The following is an 18190-nucleotide window of genomic DNA, read 5'->3' as shown; positions in this document are numbered from 1 at the left end:
GATTTAAAGCTGGTTTGGTTGCTTAAACATTATTTAATAATGCTCTAGCAGTGTCTAAAAATTCATCAATTTGATTTTTGGTGGTGTCAAAACTTGTCATTAGCCGTACTTCATTGGTATTGGCATTCCAATCATAAAAATGATATTTTTCTTGTAAAGCAGATTTGATGCTTTTTGGTAGTATGACAAATACAGCATTAGATTGCACTGGTTGAGTGATGATAGTATTTGCAAGAGTACGCAAGCTTTGCGCAAAATAGTTTGCCATTTGATTGCTATGGGCTGCTAGTTTTAGCCACAAACCTGATGATAGCCATGTGATAAATTGAGCAGAAATAAAACGCATTTTTGAGCCAAGCTGCGTAGTCATTTTGCGTAAGTATTTCATATCACTGTCAAATTTTTGATTGAGCACGATGATGCATTCACCAATCATCAAACCGTTTTTTGTACCGCCCAAAGACAGTATATCCACGCCTGTATCAGCAATGTCTTTTAGTGAACAATCAAGGTAAGCACAAGCATTGGCAAGTCTTGCTCCATCAATATATACCGCAAGTTTATATTGTTTGGCAAGGGCAACAATTGCACGAATTTCATCCAAGCTATAACACGTTCCAAGTTCACTAACCAAACTTAGATAGATTACTGCAGGTTGGGCGGCATGTTCATTACCAAGTCTGTAGAGCTCTTTTTGAATCAAGTCTGGGGTTAATTTACCATCACTGGTAGCAATCGCTAAAATTTTAAAATTGCCAATATATTCAGGTGCATTAATTTCATCGTTATGAATGTGAGCGGTTTGAGTGCAAATTATGGCACCAAAACGAGGTGATAAGGCTGTTAAGGCGGTAATATTGGCTCCTGTACCATTAAAAACAGGATAGCAGCTGGCATTTTGACCAAACAATTCTTTAATAAGTTTACCTAATTTTTGGGTGTAAATATCATTGCCATAGGCTTTTTGATGACCGCCATTAGCGTTTGTGATGGCTTGTAAAATATCAGGGTGAATTCCTGAATAGTTGTCTGATGCAAAAGCAAATTGTTCTAAATTGTGAACCATGAACCCCTCAAACAAATCAGCAGTAAAACAATTAATTAAAATAAATTAATCATCTTAAAGAAATAAAAAAAAGACTTGCTTGCAAGTCTTTTGTATTAGGCAGTCAGTACTTTTTTGACCACACTGGATACTACGGCAGGGTCAGCCAGCCCCAAGGTTTGTTCTTTGACAACACTCATGACTTGACCCATATCTTTCATGCCAGACGCACCCAGTTTTGCAACGGTTTCTGTTACAATGATTAAAATATCATCATCTGACAATGGGGTGGGTAAAAAGCTGCTGATGACATTAATCTCAAACTGCTCTTTTTGAGCAAGGTCATCACGCCCATTTTTTTGATAAATGGCTAAAGATTCGTTGCGTTGTTTTACCTGTTTTTGTAGAATTTGTAAAATATCAGCATCTTTCAAATCTTTACCGCCGTCAATCTGCACCTGTTTAATCGCAGCCTGTAGATTGCGCAATACCTTAACTTGGTCCATTTGACGGGCTTTCATAGCGGTTTTGACGGCTTCTGTGATGGTGTTTTGTAATTCACTCATAATATTCTCCAATCAATGGAATAAGAATACAAAATTTTACCGCTTTTTATCATGCAATTCAAGGTAGCGCTGATAAACATCGCTTTTTTTAAGTTTTAAGACGTCTGAGATAATCGCAGCTGCTTTTTTGGGTGGCAAATCTTTGGCAATGCGTAAAAGCCAATCATCATAATCACACACAATCGTTTTTTTGGTATTGCCAGCAACAACCAAAACAATCTCTCCTTTTTGTTGATAAAGGTCATTTTTGACAAATTCATACAATTGATTAAGTGGCAATTTTTTAACAGTTTCAAAAGTTTTGGTAAGCTCTCGGCATAAGGTTGCTACACGATTTTCCCCAAAAATCATCACCATATCTGCCAAAGAGTCCACAATGCGATGGGGGGCTTCATAAAAAATCAACGTCTCACTACGCTCTTTGTAATTTTGCAAAAAGTCTTGTCTGGCAGTTTGTTTGGCGGGTAAAAATCCTAAAAAACTAAATTTATCTGATGGCAGTCCTGCAACTTGCAGTGCGCCAATTATGGCACATGCACCCACCACAGGTACGCATAAAATACCGTTTTCCAAAGCAGCAGTAACTAGCCGAAATCCAGGGTCTGACACTAAGGGCGTGCCAGCATCTGAAATCAGAGCAACGGATTGACCGCCAAGCAGTTTATCAATCAGTTTTTGGGTCTGACTGTCAGCATTGTGTTCATGATAGGCAAGTGTTAAGGTGTCAATATTAAAAAAATTTAATAACTTAGCACTGGTACGTGTGTCTTCGCAGGCAATGATGTCCACCATTTTGAGTGTGTCGATAGCGCGATGGGTCATATCAGATAAATTGCCAATTGGTGTAGCGACAATATATAAAGTACCCAAATTATTCATGGTCAGCACCTTTGCCATTTGTGAATGTCAAGGCGAGATTTTTCTGGTCTAAATGCAACCAATCTCCCAAAACATTGGCAAGAGTGCCAATACCATCTTTTTTTAGGGCGCTAAATAATTGAATGGAAAATGGCAAATCCAGTGTTTCAAGCTGCTTTTTAGTTTGCAATAGAGCAGTTTTGGCGGCTCCATGCTTTAGTTTGTCTGCTTTGGTTAAAAGCACATGGACAGGCAATTCACCATCTTTTGCCCAATGCAACATTGCTTCATCAAAATATTTTAAAGGGTGGCGAATGTCTGTCAAAAGCACAAGCCCACATAGGCTTTTACGTTTGACTAGATAAGTTTCCAACTCTTTTTGCCATTTCTCTTTCATGCTTTCAGGTACAGCTGCATAACCATAGCCGGGTAAATCCACAATACGAGCGTCAGCATGACCACCTACATTAAAAAAATTAATCATCTGTGTACGCCCAGGGGTTTTTGATGAACGTGCCAGCTGTTTTTGATTGGTTAGTGTGTTAATCGCGGATGATTTACCCGCATTAGAACGCCCAGCAAATGCCACTTCAAAACCTGTATCTGATGGACATAATTTAAAAGTTGGGGCAGATACAGCAAATGTGGTTTGATAAAGCTGTTTTTGATAAAATTCGGTCATAATAAAATTCTTACAATGGTCAATCGTGTATTTGATTAATTCTATGCCTGATTAATTCTGTGTTTAAGTTTATCATGTTTCAATACATAGAACTACATTTAAAGCATGGCTTAATAATTGTTCTAGTCTAAAACTGCACTTTAAACTAATCTTGTCTATTTTGTTGATAAAGATGCGATGGTATTTTTATATCTTGACAAAAATACTTTGCAATTTGTAAAAATAACTGCATAATGAGCCAAAGATTTATTTTGGAATGCTTGTGATGAAAAAATTACTTTTTATCGCTTTGATTTTACTAGCTAATTCGTCATTTGCTGATACTGCTAGCACTTATCAAAAAACATGTGCAACTTGTCATGAAGGTGGTGTTTTAAACGCCCCAAAAAAGGGCGATAAAACCACTTGGCAACATCTAATGTCTCAAAAAGGTATGGATGGTTTGGTAAAATCCACCAAACAGGGCATGCCTCAAATGCCAGCTAAAGGTTTGTGTGCAACATGCAGTGATGATGATTTTCGTCAATTAATTGAATACATGACACAATAGCTAAAATCTTGGAATAAAATTGCACAAATCTAACAAAATGCAAAAAAATATTGCTAAAACCACAATTTTTGTAGGAAAATTTTATGAACTCTTGTTATAATAGTGCCGAAATATTTTAGTGAATTTATCCAACAAAACCCAAGACATGGGGTAAGGCCCCAGTAGTTAGTAGGAAATTGTTATTATGAACCCTGCAAAAAACACTTTAACCAAAGTTATCCTTGCGATAGGATTTGGTATTGCCAGTCTAACGGCTACCGCAGCTGTAACCGTTCCTAGCTACGATATTGAAGCAGGTAAAGCGATTGTAGATGCCAACTGTGCAGCTTGTCATGGCGCTAATGGTGTTTCGGTAGCTCCAGCCCAGCCCAATCTTGGTGGTCAAGGTGCAAAGTATCTTTATAAACAATTGGTTGATTTTAAGATGGGCAACCGCCGCAATGGCATTATGGAAGCTCAATTAAAAGGACTTACTCAACAAGATTTAGCAAACGTTGCTGGCTATTATGCAAGTCAAGAACCGTGGAAACCTGGTTATGGTAATAAAGCAACCTTTGCTGCTGCTCAAAAGTTGTATTTAGGTGGTGATAAAACTCGTGGCGTGATTCCTTGTGCAGGCTGTCATGACCCTAAAGGCGCTGGTAATGAATGGGCGGCTTTCCCTCGTTTGGGTGGTCAGCATGCCAGCTATCTTGCTACACAGCTTAAAATGTTCCGTGCTGCAGGTCGTGAAGATGAAGTTGGTGATACAGAAAAACGCACTAATGACTCTGCCAAAAAGGGCGAAAAAGGGATGATGCAGATGGTTGCCGCTAAACTTTCTGATAAAGACATTAAGATTTTGTCTGAATTTTTGACAGCCGTACACTAAGCTGTTCTTATTCAGTTTCCTTTTGGTTGAATAATTCCCCCTTTATTGGGGGTTTTTTGGTTGTTGTCGCTTTATGCTACAATAGTAGGCAAATTTTCTAAAGAGCAAAATTAATGTTATCTCGTTATACTGTATTTTTGGTGGCGTGTGCGTTGCCATTTTTATTTACTAGTTTACTTGCTCCACAAACTGCTAACCAATTGGATTTTTGGCTGATTTGGCTTTTGGCAATGGCTGTAGTTGGATTGCCAATTTTATTTGCTGAATTTGCCTTATCTGCTCGCAGTGGCTTATCTGTGTGGCAGGGCATGCAAAAATTAACACGTGATGCTGATGCAAAAATAATCTGGCGAGTGTTTGCAGGGCTTTCTGTATTGGTTGGGCTGCTTGCCGCGGTGAGTACTACCACTCGCATAGCGATAGGGGTTGATGCGTATTTACCTCAAATCAATCTTGGCGTACCAACAGCTGCTTTAAGCACTGGATTGATGGTGGTTGCTTTGATTTTAAGTTTGTTAAAATCACGTTTATTGCCTGTGGGCTTGGTGTTTATTCTGCTAGGAGCGCTAATTTCTTTGTTTGATGGCGGGGCTAGTAGCACGATTGCCACTCCTGTTATGACTCATGTCAGCTTAAAAGAATGGGGTCAAGCAGTGACTTTGGCATTATTGTCTGTAGGCATTGGCACTGGATTGTATTGGTTTAGTGGGCTGTCTGCCAGTGTGGCAGTTTATGAGCATAAAAAATCGTTGTCTGGTTTTATTTTACCCATCTGGCTGACCCAAATAATTTTTGGTGGCTTAGCATTATTGACCAGTGCAGCGTTTATTACGCCATTATCTTTTGCTGTTTCAAGTCTTGGCATGCTTCTTTTTGTGGGATTTTTACTCCATTACGTTGCCAGTCAGCTGATTGCCCGTTTTGGGTTAATGATGGGGACGGGTTTAACGGTTGTTTTATCACTAATTTTAAGTTTGATTCCCATAAAAGCAGTTGTCATTATATTAACAATTATCAGCTTGTTAGCTGTTACGGTCTTGTCAATATTTTCAGGTTTTATTATGAAAATCAGCCATTTAAGAAAAACGCTGAATTTTAAAACTGAAGGTCGTTACAATATTTGGCGAGTTTGTGTACGAATTTTAGTGCCTTTAGCTCTTGCGGCAGCGCTGGTTGGCTTGGTGTTATCATGGTTTTAAATATTAGTGTCAGTTACGCCAGTCAAACCCGCCAATTTTATAAAACATTACAAGTTGGCAGTGGCACAACGCTGTATCAAGCCATTCAGCTTAGTGGTGTGTTACAAGAAGCCAGTTTGCAAAATTTTGAAAATTGGTGCCAGCAAAATTACAATCATGATACCAATCATAAAGCATGGTATGTAGGTATTTATAGCCAAAAAAAGCGTTTGGATACAGTGTTGGTGGATGGCGATAGAGTGGAAATTTACCGTCCCTTGACGATTGACCCAATGGCACGGCGTAAAGTGAAATCTAAAAATAATAAAAGCACCTAACCTAGGTGCTTTTTGATATTTAATACCAATTAGTATTTGCGAACAGTACGCACTTGTTCACGCCATACTTTTTTCTTATAGCGTTTTACCGCAGCAGCTTTTTTACGCTTACGCTCCTGAGTTGGTTTTTCATAAAATTCTTTTTTACGAACGTCAGCTAAAACACCAGCTTTTTCGCAAGCACGCTTAAAACGGCGGATAGCAATATCCACAGGTTCATTTTCTTTAACCTTTACAAAAGGCATACATTACTCCTATCAAGACAAAATACAATTTGGCTGTATCGTTATAATTAGCACTTGCGGTCTTGGTACGCAGACATCAGCTCAAATCTACCATTACTTTCAAATAAAAAGTAAGTAAAAAATTATAGAACTTTTTATAATGAAAGTCAAATTTTATCTTTGGTTACAACCACCATCAATATCAGACAACCAGCAATCAAACCAATCACACCGTTAAATAAATTTTCAGCCAAACCACCAAAAACACCAGCCAGCATTGCTAAATCTTGGGCTTGATGATGTAAAACATCTAGACCATGCACCAAAATTCCACCCCCAACTAAGAACATGGCAATTGTACCTGCAATTGATAAAAATTTCATCAGCAGCGGTGCAAACGCCAATAAAGCGCGTCCTGTCTTTTGACTCGATTTACTTTGTTTTTGCGTAAGATACAATCCAACATCGTCCATTTTAACAATCAAAGCCACCAGTCCATACACACCAATGGTCATTAAAATAGCAATCAGTGCTAATGAAACTGCTTTGACACCAAAAGTAGCAGCAGTCATTGTGCCTAATGAAATTACTACAATTTCAGCAGATAAGATAAAATCGGTGCGAATAGCCCCTTTGATTTTGTCTTTTTCTAAGGTAACCAAATTCACATTATCATCGGCATTTGCCTGTAGGCGCTGCTGATGATTGTCTTTATCATCTAAATCATGTGGTAATAGTTTGGGAAAAAATTGATGAATAACTTTTTCGGCACCTTCATAACATAAGAATGTACCACCAAGCATCAATAAGGGTGTAACAGCCCATGCAGCAATCGCACTGATTAAAAGAGCGGTTGGCACAAGAATGATTTTATTGACCATTGAGCCTTTGGCAACTGCCCACACCACAGATAATTCACGGTCAGCACGCACACCAGTTACTTGCTGGGCATTTAGTGCTAAATCATCACCTAGTACACCCGTTGTTTTTTTTGCGGCAACTTTGGTGAGTAAAGAAACATCATCCAACACCGTTGCAATATCATCTAATAATAAAAGTAAACTGCCTGCCATGAATGTCCTTAAAATATGTTATAACAAATCACTAAATAATTATCATAACATAAAATAATGACAAACAAAGTAAAATTATTTATCGTTTTATATTGATAACAGTAGACAATTTTATTGTATATTTTTTTAATTATTAAACTATTTATTAAATTTTTTTATTTAAATTATTATTTTTAAATTTTATAAATTAGTAATGGTTATTTTTTTATTAACAAAATACATCTAAATGTTTTGGTATCAATTTTATATAATATAATTTATTGAAATAAATATATTTTATAAGTTATATTCTCCCGTCAAAAAATCAGCTTATTTTTATCAAATACAAGCATATTTTAAGAAAATATTAAATATATTTAATTAAACTATGATTTTTATAAAATAATAAATTTATGTTTCAAAATTTATCATGGTAGTTACAAAAAATTATCATTGTAGATAGGAATTTTTGCTAAAATACAAAAAAATTTTATTTAGGTTATCATTATGAGTTTATTAAACGGCATTATCACCCAAGTTATTACCAATGCAGTTGGCAATAATACTGCTAATACCCAAAATCAAGGCGGTCTGGGTGGAATCTTAGGCAGCGTACTGGGTGGTCAAAGTCAGCAAAATAGCGGTTTAGGCGGTGTTTTGGGCAATGTCTTAGCCAGTCAATTAGGCAATAATACATCCAATTCTGCCTTGGGTGGAATCTTAGGCAGCGTACTGGGTGGTCAAAGTCAGCAAAATAGCGGTTTAGGCGGTGTTTTGGGTAGTGTGCTAGGCGGTCAAAGCCAATCACAAAACCAGTCAGGTGGTTTGGATAAAAGTACATTATTGCTTGCACTGTTACCAATTGTGTTAGGTTTTATCCAAAGTAGCGGCGGGCTTTCAGGTGTATTAGATAAAATTAAGGGAAGCGGACTGGGTAATCAAGCACAATCTTGGGTAAATATAGACACTAACAATGATGGTATTGATGCAGGCGATGTAATTCGACTGTTTGGGCAAGATACCATTAATAATGCTTGTCAGCAAACTGGTGCAAGTCAAAATCAGGTGTGTCAGGGTATTGCTGAATTATTGCCACAGGTGGTAAATGATTTGACACCAACGGGCAATCTTAATGATAGTGAACAAGCTGCTAATCAAGAAATCAGCGATATTTTAACTCAATTGCAAAAAGTTTTATAAAATCCGATAAACGGTTTAAATAAGGCAATGAATGCATTCATAGATAATCAACTTTCTTTGTTATAATTAGTTACAAATGTAACAGATTATATAACAGCCTAAAAGCCAATAAAAATGAGTCCGTTAGGACAGATTTTTAGAGGTTTTTGGGCTGTATTGTTTTTGGGTTATAACAAAGGAGGCTGATATGCCTTTTAAACCAATACCTGCCGCCATTGCTGTTGGCATTACATTGTTAATTTGGTTTGTGATACCCGTTCCAGAAGGTGTCGCTCCTAACGCGTGGCATTTACTCGCTTTATTTGTAGGAACCATTGCGGCAATTATTGGTAAAGTTTACCAATTGGGGCAATTGCTTTGATTTCCATTGCATTGGTTGCTATTACAGGAGTTACTGCCGATTCGCCTAAGCAAGCTCTAAATGACGCACTGTCCAGTTTTTCTAATTCATTAATTTGGCTGATTGGTATTTCTATTATGATTTCAAGAGGCTTGATTAAGACGGGTTTGGGGGCAAGAATCGCCTATAAAGTTATTTCTGTTTTTGGTAAAAAAACTTTAGGGATTGGTTATTCCTTGGCAATTGCTGAATTGATTTTAAGCCCCATCACGCCTTCTAATACCGCTCGTGGTGGTGGCATTATTCATCCAATTATGAAGTCCATTGCTAATAGTTTTGATTCTAAAGTGGAAAACGGCACACAAAATCGCATTGGTAAATATTTATCATTGGTTAATTATCATTCAAACCCAATTACTTCAGCAATGTTTATTACCGCCACCGCTCCAAACCCAATGGTGGTTAAATTAATCAGTGATGCCACAGGTGCTAATATTTCTATTACTTGGACCCAGTGGGCAGTAGCGATGTTATTACCGGGCATTGCATGTATTTTGCTAATGCCTTTAGTTATTTATTTTATACAAAAATCTGAAATCACTCAAACGCCTAATGTTAAAGAATTTACCAGTGCCAAACTGTCTGAATTAGGTGCTATCAGCGCCCATGAAAAAATAATGCTAGGCGTGTTTGCATTTATGCTACTTTTATGGGCAAATATTCCTGCAATGCTTTTTGGCAGTGCTTTTGAGGTTGATGCAACCACAACCGCTTTTTTGGGGCTGTCCATTTTAATTTTGACGGATGTCTTGACTTGGGATGACGTGTTAAAAGAAAAATCAGCATGGGATACCATTATGTGGTTTAGTGCTCTGATTATGATGGCAACATTTTTAGGTAAATTAGGGCTGGTGAAATGGTCTCTCAGAATATTGAGTTTGCGATTGGACATGCTGGCGTTTCATGGGTGGGGGCAGTGGCAATCTTGACACTGATTTATCTTTACACTCATTATTTTTTTTGCTAGTACAACTGCCCATATTACTGCGATGTTTGCTGCTTTTTATGGTGTTGGTTTAACTCTTGGGGCGCCACCGATGCTTTATGCATTAATTTTGGCAGCAACAAGCAGCTTGATGATGACTTTAACTCATTATGCGACGGGTACAGCACCTGTTATCTTTGGTTCAGGTTATACTACACTTGGTGAATGGTGGAAAGTTGGTTTTGTTATGAGTGTGGTCAATTTGATTGTTTGGATTGGTGTGGGATTGGTTTGGTGGAAGGTTTTAGGCTATTACTAACACACCTTAAAATAACTGTAATAACAAAATACCAAGTTAATTTGGCATTTTGTTTAATTTATTTATTTGTTTATCATGACTGATTTAGCTGCTTAAGTTACTAGTGTAAACATTATTACACTGATAAACTTTCATTGATTTTTATCAATTTAATAAATAATATAAACCTAAGAGGTGAATAGAGGTAAAAACACTTAAAATAAATAAAATAGGGCGCATTTCATGATAAACTTCTAATCAAATAATGTATTAGATGTATTATTGGCATCACACACTAATAAAAAATATGATGACAGAAAAGATTTTTATGATAGTATTTTGTATTTTTAATAATAGTATTAAGTTCAATCAATCATTGATAAATCTATTGTCATTGTAAAAATATTTCGGATGATGATTATGAATTTTGAATTGATGTTAAGCATTTGTTTGGGCGTCGGGTTGGCAGCAAGTTCAGGTTTTCGTGTGTTTGTGCCACTATTTGTTATGTCAATTGCGGCTTATTTTAATGTGTTGTCTTTAAGTGAAAATTGGACTTGGCTTGGCAGCCCTTATGCTTTGATAATTTTTGCAGTGGCGAGTATTGTGGAGTCTTTGGCTTATTTGGTGCCTATCGTGGATAACGCGTTGGATAGTTTAGCGATACCATTAGCAGGTATGGCAGGTACAATGACCATGGCGTCTAATGTGGCAAATTTAAGTCCAGAAGCAACTTGGGCACTTGCCATTGTGGCAGGTGGTGGAGCGGCTACGGTAGTAAAAAGCACCTCAGCGCTGACCCGAGTAGCTTCAACTGCTACCACTGCAGGGCTTGCCAATCCGGTCATTGGTGCTGCTGAAACGGGCGCAGCAGTTGGTTTATCTGTTTTGGCTATTGTTATGCCCGTTGCTGCTGCTATTGTAGCTATTTTGGGACTGTTGTGTTTAATTTGGTTTGGTGTCAAAATTAAAAAACGTTTGGCAAATGAGCCATAAATTACATATCATCTAAGTCTTCAAGCGTCATCGTCAAGGCTTCTAAACTGATATCCATGCTAAAACCCCGATATTGCAAAAATCGCAATTGTCGGGCTTTTTCTTTGGGGTCTTTAGGAATAAAATTACCATATTTTTTAGTTCTGGCTTCAATTGCAAGTTTTCGCCAATCAATATTTTCTTGGTTTTGGTGATTGTCTGGATTTTCCAAAACAGTACCATCAGTTAAACTGTCAATGTCTGCATGATGAATCAATTCATCTAAGGGTAATTGCGGGGAAATACCATGCTTATAAAAGCTTTGTAAAATGTATTGTTTGCCACGTCCTTTACGCAGCGCTTCACGAATAAGCATATAAGTACAGCGTTCATCACTTTGATAACCTTTTTTAGCAAATTCTACCAAAAGCTCTTCTACCATTTTAGGGTCTTGGTCTTTATCAAGCAGTTTTTGACGAAGCTCCTTTTGAGAGAGTTCACGTCGTGATAGATAATAAAAAGCTAGCCAACGTAAACGATTGGTTTTTTTATTATTTTCAACCAAAGGCTCGCTATCAATGGTTGCTAATATTTTGGATAGATGGTCATCATTAATAGAAATTTGGCAATTTATTGTTTTATTTTCAGATGGATTGGCTGTTTTGGCTAAAGATTTTTTGCTGATTTTTTTTGTAGTTTTAGATTGATTTTTGTTTTTTAATGCAATATGGTCTTTTGTTGTTTTTTCTTTTTGGGTGGATGGGGAAGAATCGGCAGGTACAGATTTGCCCATACCTGCCAAAATTTCATCCAATGTTTTGATTTTAGACATAGATTAGGATTCTTCTGCATCCATCTCTACATCGTCATCAGCGCTTTCTTGAGAAGAAATGCTGGCTTTATTGAGTTTTTCAGCGCGAATTTTTGCTTCAATTTCGTTAGCAATATCAGGATTTTCAGCTAAATATTTAACTGTATTTGCTTTTCCTTGACCAATTTTACTGCTGCCGTAACTGTACCAAGCGCCAGATTTTCCTAAAGCACCAACATCCACACCCAAATCGACAACTTCAGCTAAATGGTTAATGCCAGCGCCATACATAATTTGGAATTCAGTTTGGCGAAATGGGGGAGCCATTTTGTTTTTGATGACTTTAACGCGAGTTTCAGAACCAGTGATTTCTTCACCTTCTTTAACAGAGCCGATGCGGCGAATATCTAAACGCACAGATGCATAAAATTTCAATGCATTACCGCCAGTTGTGGTTTCAGGACTACCAAACATAACACCAATTTTCATGCGAATTTGGTTAATAAAGACCACCAAGCAGTTGGAACGTTTGGCGTTACCAGTGATTTTACGTAGGGCTTGACTCATTAGGCGAGCTTGCAGCCCCATATGACTGTCGCCCATTTCGCCTTCAATCTCAGCTTTTGGTGTCAAAGCAGCAACTGAGTCAACCACAATCATATCCACCGCGCCTGAACGCACTAACATGTCCACGATTTCAAGCGCTTGTTCACCATTATCAGGCTGGCTAACCATGAGTTTGTCAACATTGACGCCAAGTTTGCGCGCATAAATGGGGTCTAAAGCATGTTCAGCGTCAATAAAGGCGCAAACACCACCTTGTTTTTGACATTCGGCAATGGTCTGTAGGGTTAAAGTGGTTTTACCAGAGCTTTCTGGACCAAAAATTTCCACAATTCTTCCTTTGGGCAGTCCACCAATACCCAACGCTACATCAAGCCCAAGTGAACCTGTAGAGACAACATCAACATCAACGGCAACCGCTTCGTCGCCTAGGTTCATGATGGCGTTTTTGCCAAAATGTTTTTCAATCTGAGCAAGTGCTGCCTTAAGCGCTTTTTCTTTATTTTCGTCCACAGATACACCTTTAAACGTTGTGAAAATCAACTTTATTTTAGCATAAATTTTTAGATAAAAATGACCGTTTATCTGAAAAATTTGGTAATATTGTTTAAATTTTGAACATAATTATTAAATACTACTTAATTCATTACGCAAAAATACCCAAGTGTTTTTATCGCTTTGACTAGCAGAAAAATAATAGCCATCTTGATTAAATGCTTTTAAATCTTCTGGATTTTCCAATTGGTTCTGGGCGATAAACCTTGCCATCATACCACGTGCTTTTTTTGCATAAAAACTAATGATTTTGTATTGTCCATTTTTATAATCTAAAAATTTAGGTGTAATAATGTCAGCATGAATTTTTTGTTTATTAACCACCTTAAAATATTCTTCAGAAGCTAAATTGATTAAAGTATTAAAATTATTTTCTTTTAAAATCTGATTGATTAAATTGGTAATGTGGTTATCCCAAAATTGATATAAATTATCTTTTTGATTGATTTTTAGTTTTATTCCCATTTCTAGACGATAGGCCAAGATTAAATCTAAGGGTTTTAATAAACCATACAGTCCCGATAAAATTCCCATACGGTGATTCAAATAAAGTATTTCATTTTTATTCAAAGAGTCAGCATCTAAGCCCTGATAAACATCCCCATTAAATAGATAAATAGCAGGTTTGGCATGATGATTAAAAGGATAAGACCAGTGTTGGTGACGAACTGTATTTAATTGAGCAATTTTATCAGAAATATTCATCAATTCTTGCAATTCAATATTGTCATACTGTTTTAACTTTGACATAATTTGTTGCGAATATTGAATTAAATTTGGCTGACTATAATACTCTGATAAATTTAAAGAAATTTGATGATTTTCATCTAAATTTTTTGCTGGAGAAAGTAAAAAATACATTATGAAATTTCCAATTGTTTCTGTAGTTTAATTAAAATTTAGATAAATTATTCTTGATTGAAAAATAATAGTTTGTTAATATCCAAATTTTAATTGGAGAAAAATATGACATTAGATTGGTCAGATACATTAGAAATTGCCATTGCATTGGCAGAAAAATATCCTAATGAAGATGTGCAATATATTCGTTTTACCGATTTGCACCGTTATGTTTGTGAGCTTGACGGCTTTGTAGGGTTGCCTGAAAAGTCCAACGAAAAAATTTTAGAAGCCATACAAATGGCATGGCTTGATGAATTGTAAAATTTAACTCAAAATCAGAGCAATAAATTTTCCAAAATCAACTCATAAATCTGGGTTAATTTTTCTAAATCGGCAATTGCTACGTTTTCATTTACTTGATGAATGGTTGCGTTTAATACGCCTAATTCCACCACTTCAGCCCCCATGGGTGCAATAAATCGCCCGTCAGATGTGCCGCCTGAAGTGGATAGAGTCGTTTTTGTCCCCGTAACTTTTTTGATGGCATTTTCACAGGCATCAACCAGCACGCCTTTTTCGGTTAAAAATGGATTGCCTGATAACTTCCAGTCAATATGATAATCTGCTTTTTTGTTGGCAAAATGTTTATCAAAAATATCATGAACGGCTTGTTTTAAACCAGATTCATTTTGCTCAGTTGAAAAACGAAAATTAAATTCAACGTGTAGTGTTTTGGGAATGACATTATTGGCTCCTGTACCAGCATGAATGTTGGAGATTTGTAAGCTGGTTGGTGGAAAATAGTCATTGCCATTGTCCCATACAACTGATGATAATTCATCCAAAGCTGTCAAAGCATCGTGAATTGGATTAACGGCTAAGTGCGGATAAGCAACATGTCCTTGTTTGCCAGTAACGGTTAAAACACCATTTAGTGAACCGCGACGCCCATTTTTAATAACATCACCTAGGATTTTTGTACTTGATGGCTCTCCAACCAAACAATAATCAATTTTTTCTTGGCGGTTTTGTAGAGTTTGAGCAACTTTTACAGTGCCATGTGTTGCCACTCCTTCCTCATCAGCAGTCAGCAGTAGGGCAATTGAACCTTTGTGGTTTGGGTGTTTGTTAATAAAATTTTCACACGCTATCACAAAACAAGCAATTGCCGTTTTCATATCAGCAGCCCCTCGCCCATAAAGCATGCCATCGGCAATGGTTGCACTAAAAGGCGGGTAAGTCCAGCTATTTTCATCACCCACAGGCACAACATCAGTATGCCCTAAAAAACAAATTAATGGACCTTGGTTACCACGTTTTAACCAGAGATTTTTTACTTCACTGGCAGGATTGTTTGGTTCGCCAAAATACATAAATTCACCATTAAAACCGTATTTTTGTAAGCGTTGGTAAATAATATCTTGGCAATTTTCATCGTTGGGAGTAATGGAGGGTTTTTGTAATAATTCAATACTAAGTGATAATGTAGGTGTCATAAAAATTCCAATTATTTAAGGTTAAAAGACATCTTGTTATAATGCATCATCGCAGCGCAGCCAAGTGGCGATGGAATAACGTTCTCGGTGAGTTTTTTCCACTTGATGCAAAAGATTGCTATCAAAAATCACCAATCTATCGGCTTTTGGGCTGATTTGGTGTGTGATGTTTGTTTTATCTACCAAGCTGATTTCTCCGCCATCGTTATCACCCCAATCATTATTAAGATAATAAACTGCTGAAATAATCCGTTCATTTCTGCCAGCAGGATTATCGCGATGCCATTGATAGCCATGCCCTACAGGATAACGAGCGTAATGGGCTTCCCCGCGTTTAATGTTGCTAAAAAACATCTGATTAAAAAACAATCCAAGTCGTTCAATGTCTTTTAGATACGCCAAACCATATGGACAATTTTTATTTATCCATACTGTACTATCACCACGAATATCAGTAAGTCTTTGTCCATGTGTTAGATGAGCATTTTGATACGATAAAAGTTCACTTTCTTTTTGTAATTGGTTAAGTGTTTTTTTGCCAAAACAATCATCTAAAATCACATAGCCATATTTCACAAAAAAATCTAATTTTTTATCATCAAAAATTTCGTGCCAATTGGGAGTAAATTGTTCAATCATGCCCACCACTCAAATAAAATTAGCCAAAAATACTAACCTATGCTACCATAACTATAAATAAAAATGTGAATAATCTTAAATTTATGAATTACAAACACGCTTATCATGCAGGCAATTTTGCCGATGTCGCCAAGCATATTTTATTACTTCAATTGTTAAGTCACTTTTCAAGCAAAAATAAGCCATTTTATGTTTTAGATGCGTATGGTGGGCGTGGACTTTATGCACTCAATAGCACTGAAGCTCAAAAAACTCAAGAAGCTACCTTGGGAGTTAAGTTACTTGAAAAAACTGCTTTGGATAATCAAACTCCAAAGGCGGTCATGCAGTATTTAAGCGATTTACAAATAGCCAAAAAAACTTATGACAATCATGTATATCCAGGTTCACCATGGTGGATAGCTAATTATAGTCAAACACATTTGTCAGATACTACATTAATGCGAGCCGAAGCTTTTGAGGCAATTGCTGATGAATACGATGCATTAAATTATCAGTTATATCAACTACCTATTGGCATTCATCATCGTGATGCTTTTGAAGGTGTGCCCGCTGTTATCCCTCCTAAGGAAAAGCGCGGACTCATACTTTTAGATCCGCCTTTTGAACAAGAACACAAAGATTTTAGCCGATTGGTTGACCTTTTAGTTGCTTGCCATAAAAAATGGGCAACAGGTACATTTGTGCTTTGGTATCCTTTAAAAAACAAAGAAGCCACAGATTTGTTTTATAAAAAAATGAAACGTACAGGTATTAAAAAACAGCTGATTTGTGAGCTTAATTTATATCCCAACGATGTAGCTGTTGGTCTTAATGGTACAGGGTTTTTTGTGATAAATCCGCCTTGGCAATTTGATGTATTTGCCACTCAAATTTTGCAATATCTAGCAAACGTTTTAAAACCTGAAGATGCACCTGTTATGCCACTTGATGATATAGTAGTGGTTAAATGGCTTGTGGGTGAGTGATTGAGTGATAAACTATGGGACAAAAAATTACAGATGAACATAACGGCATTGTCTTTGAGGTGATGGAAGACGACACCATAAATGGTAAAAAAGAACGGAGACGCGGTGTTTATTTGGTTCCAAACCTAATTACCAGTTTGTCGTTATTGTCTGCTTTTTTTTCATTAACATTAAGTGCTGATGGGCATTTTTATAAGGCGGCTTTGGCGATTTTTATTTCAGCAATTTTAGATGGTATGGATGGTCGGGCAGCTAGATTGTTAAACGCCCAAAGCCCTTTTGGTGAACAATATGATAGCTTAGCAGACATGGTGGCATTTGGACTTGCTCCTGCGATGCTTGCTTATCATTTTGCATTACAATACTTAGGGCGATTTGGTTTGGCGTGTGCTTTTGTGTTTGCAGCTTGCGCGGCTTTTCGATTGGCAAGGTTTAATATACAAATTGGTGTAGTGGATAAAAAGTTTTTTATTGGTTTGGCAAGCCCTTTAGCGGCGCTACTCATTGCTAGTAGTACTATGGTTTTGTTGGATTTACAGATAAATTTTACTCAATCAAATCTTACTATTTTCTTTGCTATTTGGACAGCAGTTTGTGGTCTTTTGATGGTGAGTAATGTTAAATATTATTCATTTAAAGACTTTGATAGAAAAAAAGTTCCCTTTGTGGTATTGATGGCAATGGTATTACTGATGGTTGCAGTCATTTATGACATCCCAATGGGGATTTTAATGTTAGGGATTGTCTATGCACTCTCAGGATTTGTCATCACATTAAGACATAAAAATGAAAAAATTTAAAAATTTTTTAAAAATCCCTTGACCTAGAAAAATTTTGCTATATAATACGCAGCCACTTAGCCAATAAAACTTTACAAAATAGTAAGTATTGATTAAGTAAAAATTTGAAAAATAGCTTGACAAATTTACTTTTCATAGTAAAATAGTCAGCCTTAACACCAGATGATGGGTTAAACACTTTTTAAAAACAAATTAAGAACAACTTGTGTGGATTTTTGTCATCTATGATAATTAACTATATTATTTCATTTATAATAAGTTTTATCTGACAAAAATACTCAAAGTTAATTCATTTACACGATGAGCAAATATTTGCCAGTAAATTAAACGTACATAAATGAGCCAAATCCTA

The 18190-nt window shown here is 36.6% G+C and carries 21 protein-coding genes and 1 pseudogene; 11 read left to right on the top strand and 11 right to left on the bottom strand.

The window, feature by feature from the left end:
- Positions 1-22: 22 nt before the first annotated feature.
- From ACZBKJ_RS07030 to yihA, 4 genes are all read right to left on the bottom strand, one after another.
- On the bottom strand, positions 23-1066 hold the full coding sequence (locus ACZBKJ_RS07030; protein WP_463200276.1) for a threonine aldolase family protein: 1044 nt from the start codon (positions 1064-1066) through the stop codon (positions 23-25).
- Positions 1067-1161: 95 nt separating this feature from the next.
- On the bottom strand, positions 1162-1611 hold the full coding sequence (locus ACZBKJ_RS07025) for a GatB/YqeY domain-containing protein (protein ID WP_463200275.1): 450 nt from the start codon (positions 1609-1611) through the stop codon (positions 1162-1164).
- Between the two features lie 36 nt (positions 1612-1647).
- Positions 1648-2490, bottom strand: coding sequence for a 16S rRNA (cytidine(1402)-2'-O)-methyltransferase (gene rsmI / locus ACZBKJ_RS07020; protein ID WP_463200273.1), 843 nt, complete (start codon positions 2488-2490; stop codon positions 1648-1650).
- Positions 2483-3151, bottom strand: a complete 669-nt coding sequence (yihA, locus tag ACZBKJ_RS07015; protein WP_463200272.1) for a ribosome biogenesis GTP-binding protein YihA/YsxC — start codon at positions 3149-3151, stop codon at positions 2483-2485. The genes rsmI and yihA overlap by 8 nt, the downstream gene beginning before the upstream one ends.
- Positions 3152-3416: 265 nt before the next feature.
- On the opposite strand from yihA, the gene ACZBKJ_RS07010 reads away from it, so the two are divergent.
- The 4 genes from ACZBKJ_RS07010 (at position 3417) to ACZBKJ_RS06995 (ending at position 6088) form a co-directional block, all read left to right on the top strand.
- A complete protein-coding gene (locus ACZBKJ_RS07010) occupies positions 3417-3701 on the top strand; it encodes a c-type cytochrome (RefSeq protein ID WP_463200271.1) in 285 nt (94 codons plus the stop codon).
- A gap of 184 nt (positions 3702-3885) precedes the next feature.
- Complete coding sequence (locus tag ACZBKJ_RS07005; RefSeq protein WP_463200270.1) at positions 3886-4572, top strand: c-type cytochrome; 687 nt, start codon at positions 3886-3888, stop codon at positions 4570-4572.
- A gap of 113 nt (positions 4573-4685) precedes the next feature.
- A complete protein-coding gene (locus ACZBKJ_RS07000; RefSeq protein ID WP_463200269.1) occupies positions 4686-5771 on the top strand; it encodes a hypothetical protein in 1086 nt (361 codons plus the stop codon).
- Entirely contained in the window at positions 5762-6088 is a 327-nt protein-coding gene (locus ACZBKJ_RS06995; protein ID WP_463200268.1) for an RnfH family protein, read from the top strand. Before ACZBKJ_RS07000 ends, ACZBKJ_RS06995 begins: the two co-directional genes overlap by 10 nt.
- Positions 6089-6117: 29 nt before the next feature.
- Here ACZBKJ_RS06995 and rpsU read toward each other — a convergent pair whose 3' ends face one another.
- Both rpsU and ACZBKJ_RS06985 read right to left on the bottom strand, forming a co-directional pair.
- A complete protein-coding gene (rpsU, locus tag ACZBKJ_RS06990; RefSeq protein WP_463200267.1) occupies positions 6118-6333 on the bottom strand; it encodes a 30S ribosomal protein S21 in 216 nt (71 codons plus the stop codon).
- 146 nt (positions 6334-6479) lie between these two features.
- The gene (locus tag ACZBKJ_RS06985; protein ID WP_463200266.1) at positions 6480-7385 is read right to left on the bottom strand and encodes a DUF808 domain-containing protein; all 906 of its coding nucleotides are present in this window, start codon (positions 7383-7385) and stop codon (positions 6480-6482) included.
- A 486-nt stretch (positions 7386-7871) separates the two neighbouring features.
- Between ACZBKJ_RS06985 and ACZBKJ_RS06980 the strand changes: the two genes are divergently transcribed.
- The 4 genes and pseudogenes from ACZBKJ_RS06980 to ACZBKJ_RS06965 all read left to right on the top strand — a co-directional run bounded on the left by ACZBKJ_RS06980 (position 7872) and on the right by ACZBKJ_RS06965 (position 11183).
- Positions 7872-8564: a YidB family protein gene (locus ACZBKJ_RS06980; protein ID WP_463200264.1), complete on the top strand. Its 693-nt coding sequence runs from the start codon at positions 7872-7874 to the stop codon at positions 8562-8564.
- A gap of 187 nt (positions 8565-8751) precedes the next feature.
- Entirely contained in the window at positions 8752-8925 is a 174-nt protein-coding gene (locus tag ACZBKJ_RS06975; RefSeq protein WP_463200263.1) for a hypothetical protein, read from the top strand.
- Positions 8922-10208 (top strand): annotated as a pseudogene (locus tag ACZBKJ_RS06970) (DASS family sodium-coupled anion symporter). Before ACZBKJ_RS06975 ends, ACZBKJ_RS06970 begins: the two are co-directional and overlap by 4 nt.
- A gap of 399 nt (positions 10209-10607) precedes the next feature.
- Positions 10608-11183 carry a DUF4126 domain-containing protein gene (locus ACZBKJ_RS06965; protein ID WP_463200262.1) on the top strand — a complete coding sequence of 192 codons (576 nt, stop codon included), beginning with the start codon at positions 10608-10610 and terminating at the stop codon, positions 11181-11183.
- A gap of 1 nt (position 11184) precedes the next feature.
- On the opposite strand, the gene ACZBKJ_RS06960 is transcribed toward ACZBKJ_RS06965, so the two are convergent.
- From ACZBKJ_RS06960 to yaaA, 3 genes are all read right to left on the bottom strand, one after another.
- A complete protein-coding gene (locus ACZBKJ_RS06960; protein WP_463200261.1) occupies positions 11185-11994 on the bottom strand; it encodes a regulatory protein RecX in 810 nt (269 codons plus the stop codon).
- A 3-nt stretch (positions 11995-11997) separates the two neighbouring features.
- A complete protein-coding gene (recA, locus tag ACZBKJ_RS06955; RefSeq protein ID WP_463200260.1) occupies positions 11998-13050 on the bottom strand; it encodes a recombinase RecA in 1053 nt (350 codons plus the stop codon).
- 114 nt (positions 13051-13164) lie between these two features.
- Positions 13165-13953 (bottom strand): peroxide stress protein YaaA, encoded by a 789-nt coding sequence (yaaA, locus tag ACZBKJ_RS06950; protein WP_463200259.1) that lies wholly within the window; start codon positions 13951-13953, stop codon positions 13165-13167.
- Positions 13954-14058: 105 nt separating this feature from the next.
- On the opposite strand from yaaA, the gene iscX reads away from it, so the two are divergent.
- Positions 14059-14256, top strand: a complete 198-nt coding sequence (gene iscX / locus ACZBKJ_RS06945; protein ID WP_463200258.1) for a Fe-S cluster assembly protein IscX — start codon at positions 14059-14061, stop codon at positions 14254-14256.
- Between the two features lie 14 nt (positions 14257-14270).
- On the opposite strand, the gene dapE is transcribed toward iscX, so the two are convergent.
- Together dapE and ACZBKJ_RS06935 are read right to left on the bottom strand one after the other, a co-directional pair.
- Positions 14271-15431 carry a succinyl-diaminopimelate desuccinylase gene (dapE, locus tag ACZBKJ_RS06940; protein WP_463200257.1) on the bottom strand — a complete coding sequence of 387 codons (1161 nt, stop codon included), beginning with the start codon at positions 15429-15431 and terminating at the stop codon, positions 14271-14273.
- Positions 15432-15467: 36 nt separating this feature from the next.
- A complete protein-coding gene (locus ACZBKJ_RS06935; RefSeq protein ID WP_463200256.1) occupies positions 15468-16070 on the bottom strand; it encodes a 2OG-Fe(II) oxygenase in 603 nt (200 codons plus the stop codon).
- A gap of 83 nt (positions 16071-16153) precedes the next feature.
- On the opposite strand from ACZBKJ_RS06935, the gene ACZBKJ_RS06930 reads away from it, so the two are divergent.
- A complete protein-coding gene (locus ACZBKJ_RS06930; RefSeq protein ID WP_463200255.1) occupies positions 16154-17038 on the top strand; it encodes a 23S rRNA (adenine(2030)-N(6))-methyltransferase RlmJ in 885 nt (294 codons plus the stop codon).
- Between the two features lie 14 nt (positions 17039-17052).
- Positions 17053-17838, top strand: coding sequence for a CDP-diacylglycerol--serine O-phosphatidyltransferase (pssA, locus tag ACZBKJ_RS06925; RefSeq protein WP_463200254.1), 786 nt, complete (start codon positions 17053-17055; stop codon positions 17836-17838).
- Positions 17839-18190 lie beyond the last annotated feature (352 nt).

This window comes from Moraxella sp. I5G (assembly GCF_055193055.1).
The sequence above is the reverse complement of the archived record's forward strand: the minus strand, read 5'-3'. Positions and strand labels throughout refer to the sequence as shown.

Bases quoted from the DNA above. Each gene is read 5' to 3' on its own strand.
- ACZBKJ_RS07030 (WP_463200276.1), bottom strand. From the start codon at position 1,066: ATGGTTCACAATTTAGAACAATTTGCTTTTGCATCAGACAACTATTCA.
- ACZBKJ_RS07025 (WP_463200275.1), bottom strand. From the start codon at position 1,611: ATGAGTGAATTACAAAACACCATCACAGAAGCCGTCAAAACCGCTATG.
- rsmI (WP_463200273.1), bottom strand. From the start codon at position 2,490: ATGAATAATTTGGGTACTTTATATATTGTCGCTACACCAATTGGCAAT.
- yihA (WP_463200272.1), bottom strand. From the start codon at position 3,151: ATGACCGAATTTTATCAAAAACAGCTTTATCAAACCACATTTGCTGTA.
- ACZBKJ_RS07010 (WP_463200271.1), top strand. From the start codon at position 3,417: ATGAAAAAATTACTTTTTATCGCTTTGATTTTACTAGCTAATTCGTCA.
- ACZBKJ_RS07005 (WP_463200270.1), top strand. From the start codon at position 3,886: ATGAACCCTGCAAAAAACACTTTAACCAAAGTTATCCTTGCGATAGGA.
- ACZBKJ_RS07000 (WP_463200269.1), top strand. From the start codon at position 4,686: ATGTTATCTCGTTATACTGTATTTTTGGTGGCGTGTGCGTTGCCATTT.
- ACZBKJ_RS06995 (WP_463200268.1), top strand. From the start codon at position 5,762: ATGGTTTTAAATATTAGTGTCAGTTACGCCAGTCAAACCCGCCAATTT.
- rpsU (WP_463200267.1), bottom strand. From the start codon at position 6,333: ATGCCTTTTGTAAAGGTTAAAGAAAATGAACCTGTGGATATTGCTATC.
- ACZBKJ_RS06985 (WP_463200266.1), bottom strand. From the start codon at position 7,385: ATGGCAGGCAGTTTACTTTTATTATTAGATGATATTGCAACGGTGTTG.
- ACZBKJ_RS06980 (WP_463200264.1), top strand. From the start codon at position 7,872: ATGAGTTTATTAAACGGCATTATCACCCAAGTTATTACCAATGCAGTT.
- ACZBKJ_RS06975 (WP_463200263.1), top strand. From the start codon at position 8,752: ATGCCTTTTAAACCAATACCTGCCGCCATTGCTGTTGGCATTACATTG.
- ACZBKJ_RS06965 (WP_463200262.1), top strand. From the start codon at position 10,608: ATGAATTTTGAATTGATGTTAAGCATTTGTTTGGGCGTCGGGTTGGCA.
- ACZBKJ_RS06960 (WP_463200261.1), bottom strand. From the start codon at position 11,994: ATGTCTAAAATCAAAACATTGGATGAAATTTTGGCAGGTATGGGCAAA.
- yaaA (WP_463200259.1), bottom strand. From the start codon at position 13,953: ATGTATTTTTTACTTTCTCCAGCAAAAAATTTAGATGAAAATCATCAA.
- iscX (WP_463200258.1), top strand. From the start codon at position 14,059: ATGACATTAGATTGGTCAGATACATTAGAAATTGCCATTGCATTGGCA.
- dapE (WP_463200257.1), bottom strand. From the start codon at position 15,431: ATGACACCTACATTATCACTTAGTATTGAATTATTACAAAAACCCTCC.
- ACZBKJ_RS06935 (WP_463200256.1), bottom strand. From the start codon at position 16,070: ATGATTGAACAATTTACTCCCAATTGGCACGAAATTTTTGATGATAAA.
- ACZBKJ_RS06930 (WP_463200255.1), top strand. From the start codon at position 16,154: ATGAATTACAAACACGCTTATCATGCAGGCAATTTTGCCGATGTCGCC.
- pssA (WP_463200254.1), top strand. From the start codon at position 17,053: ATGGGACAAAAAATTACAGATGAACATAACGGCATTGTCTTTGAGGTG.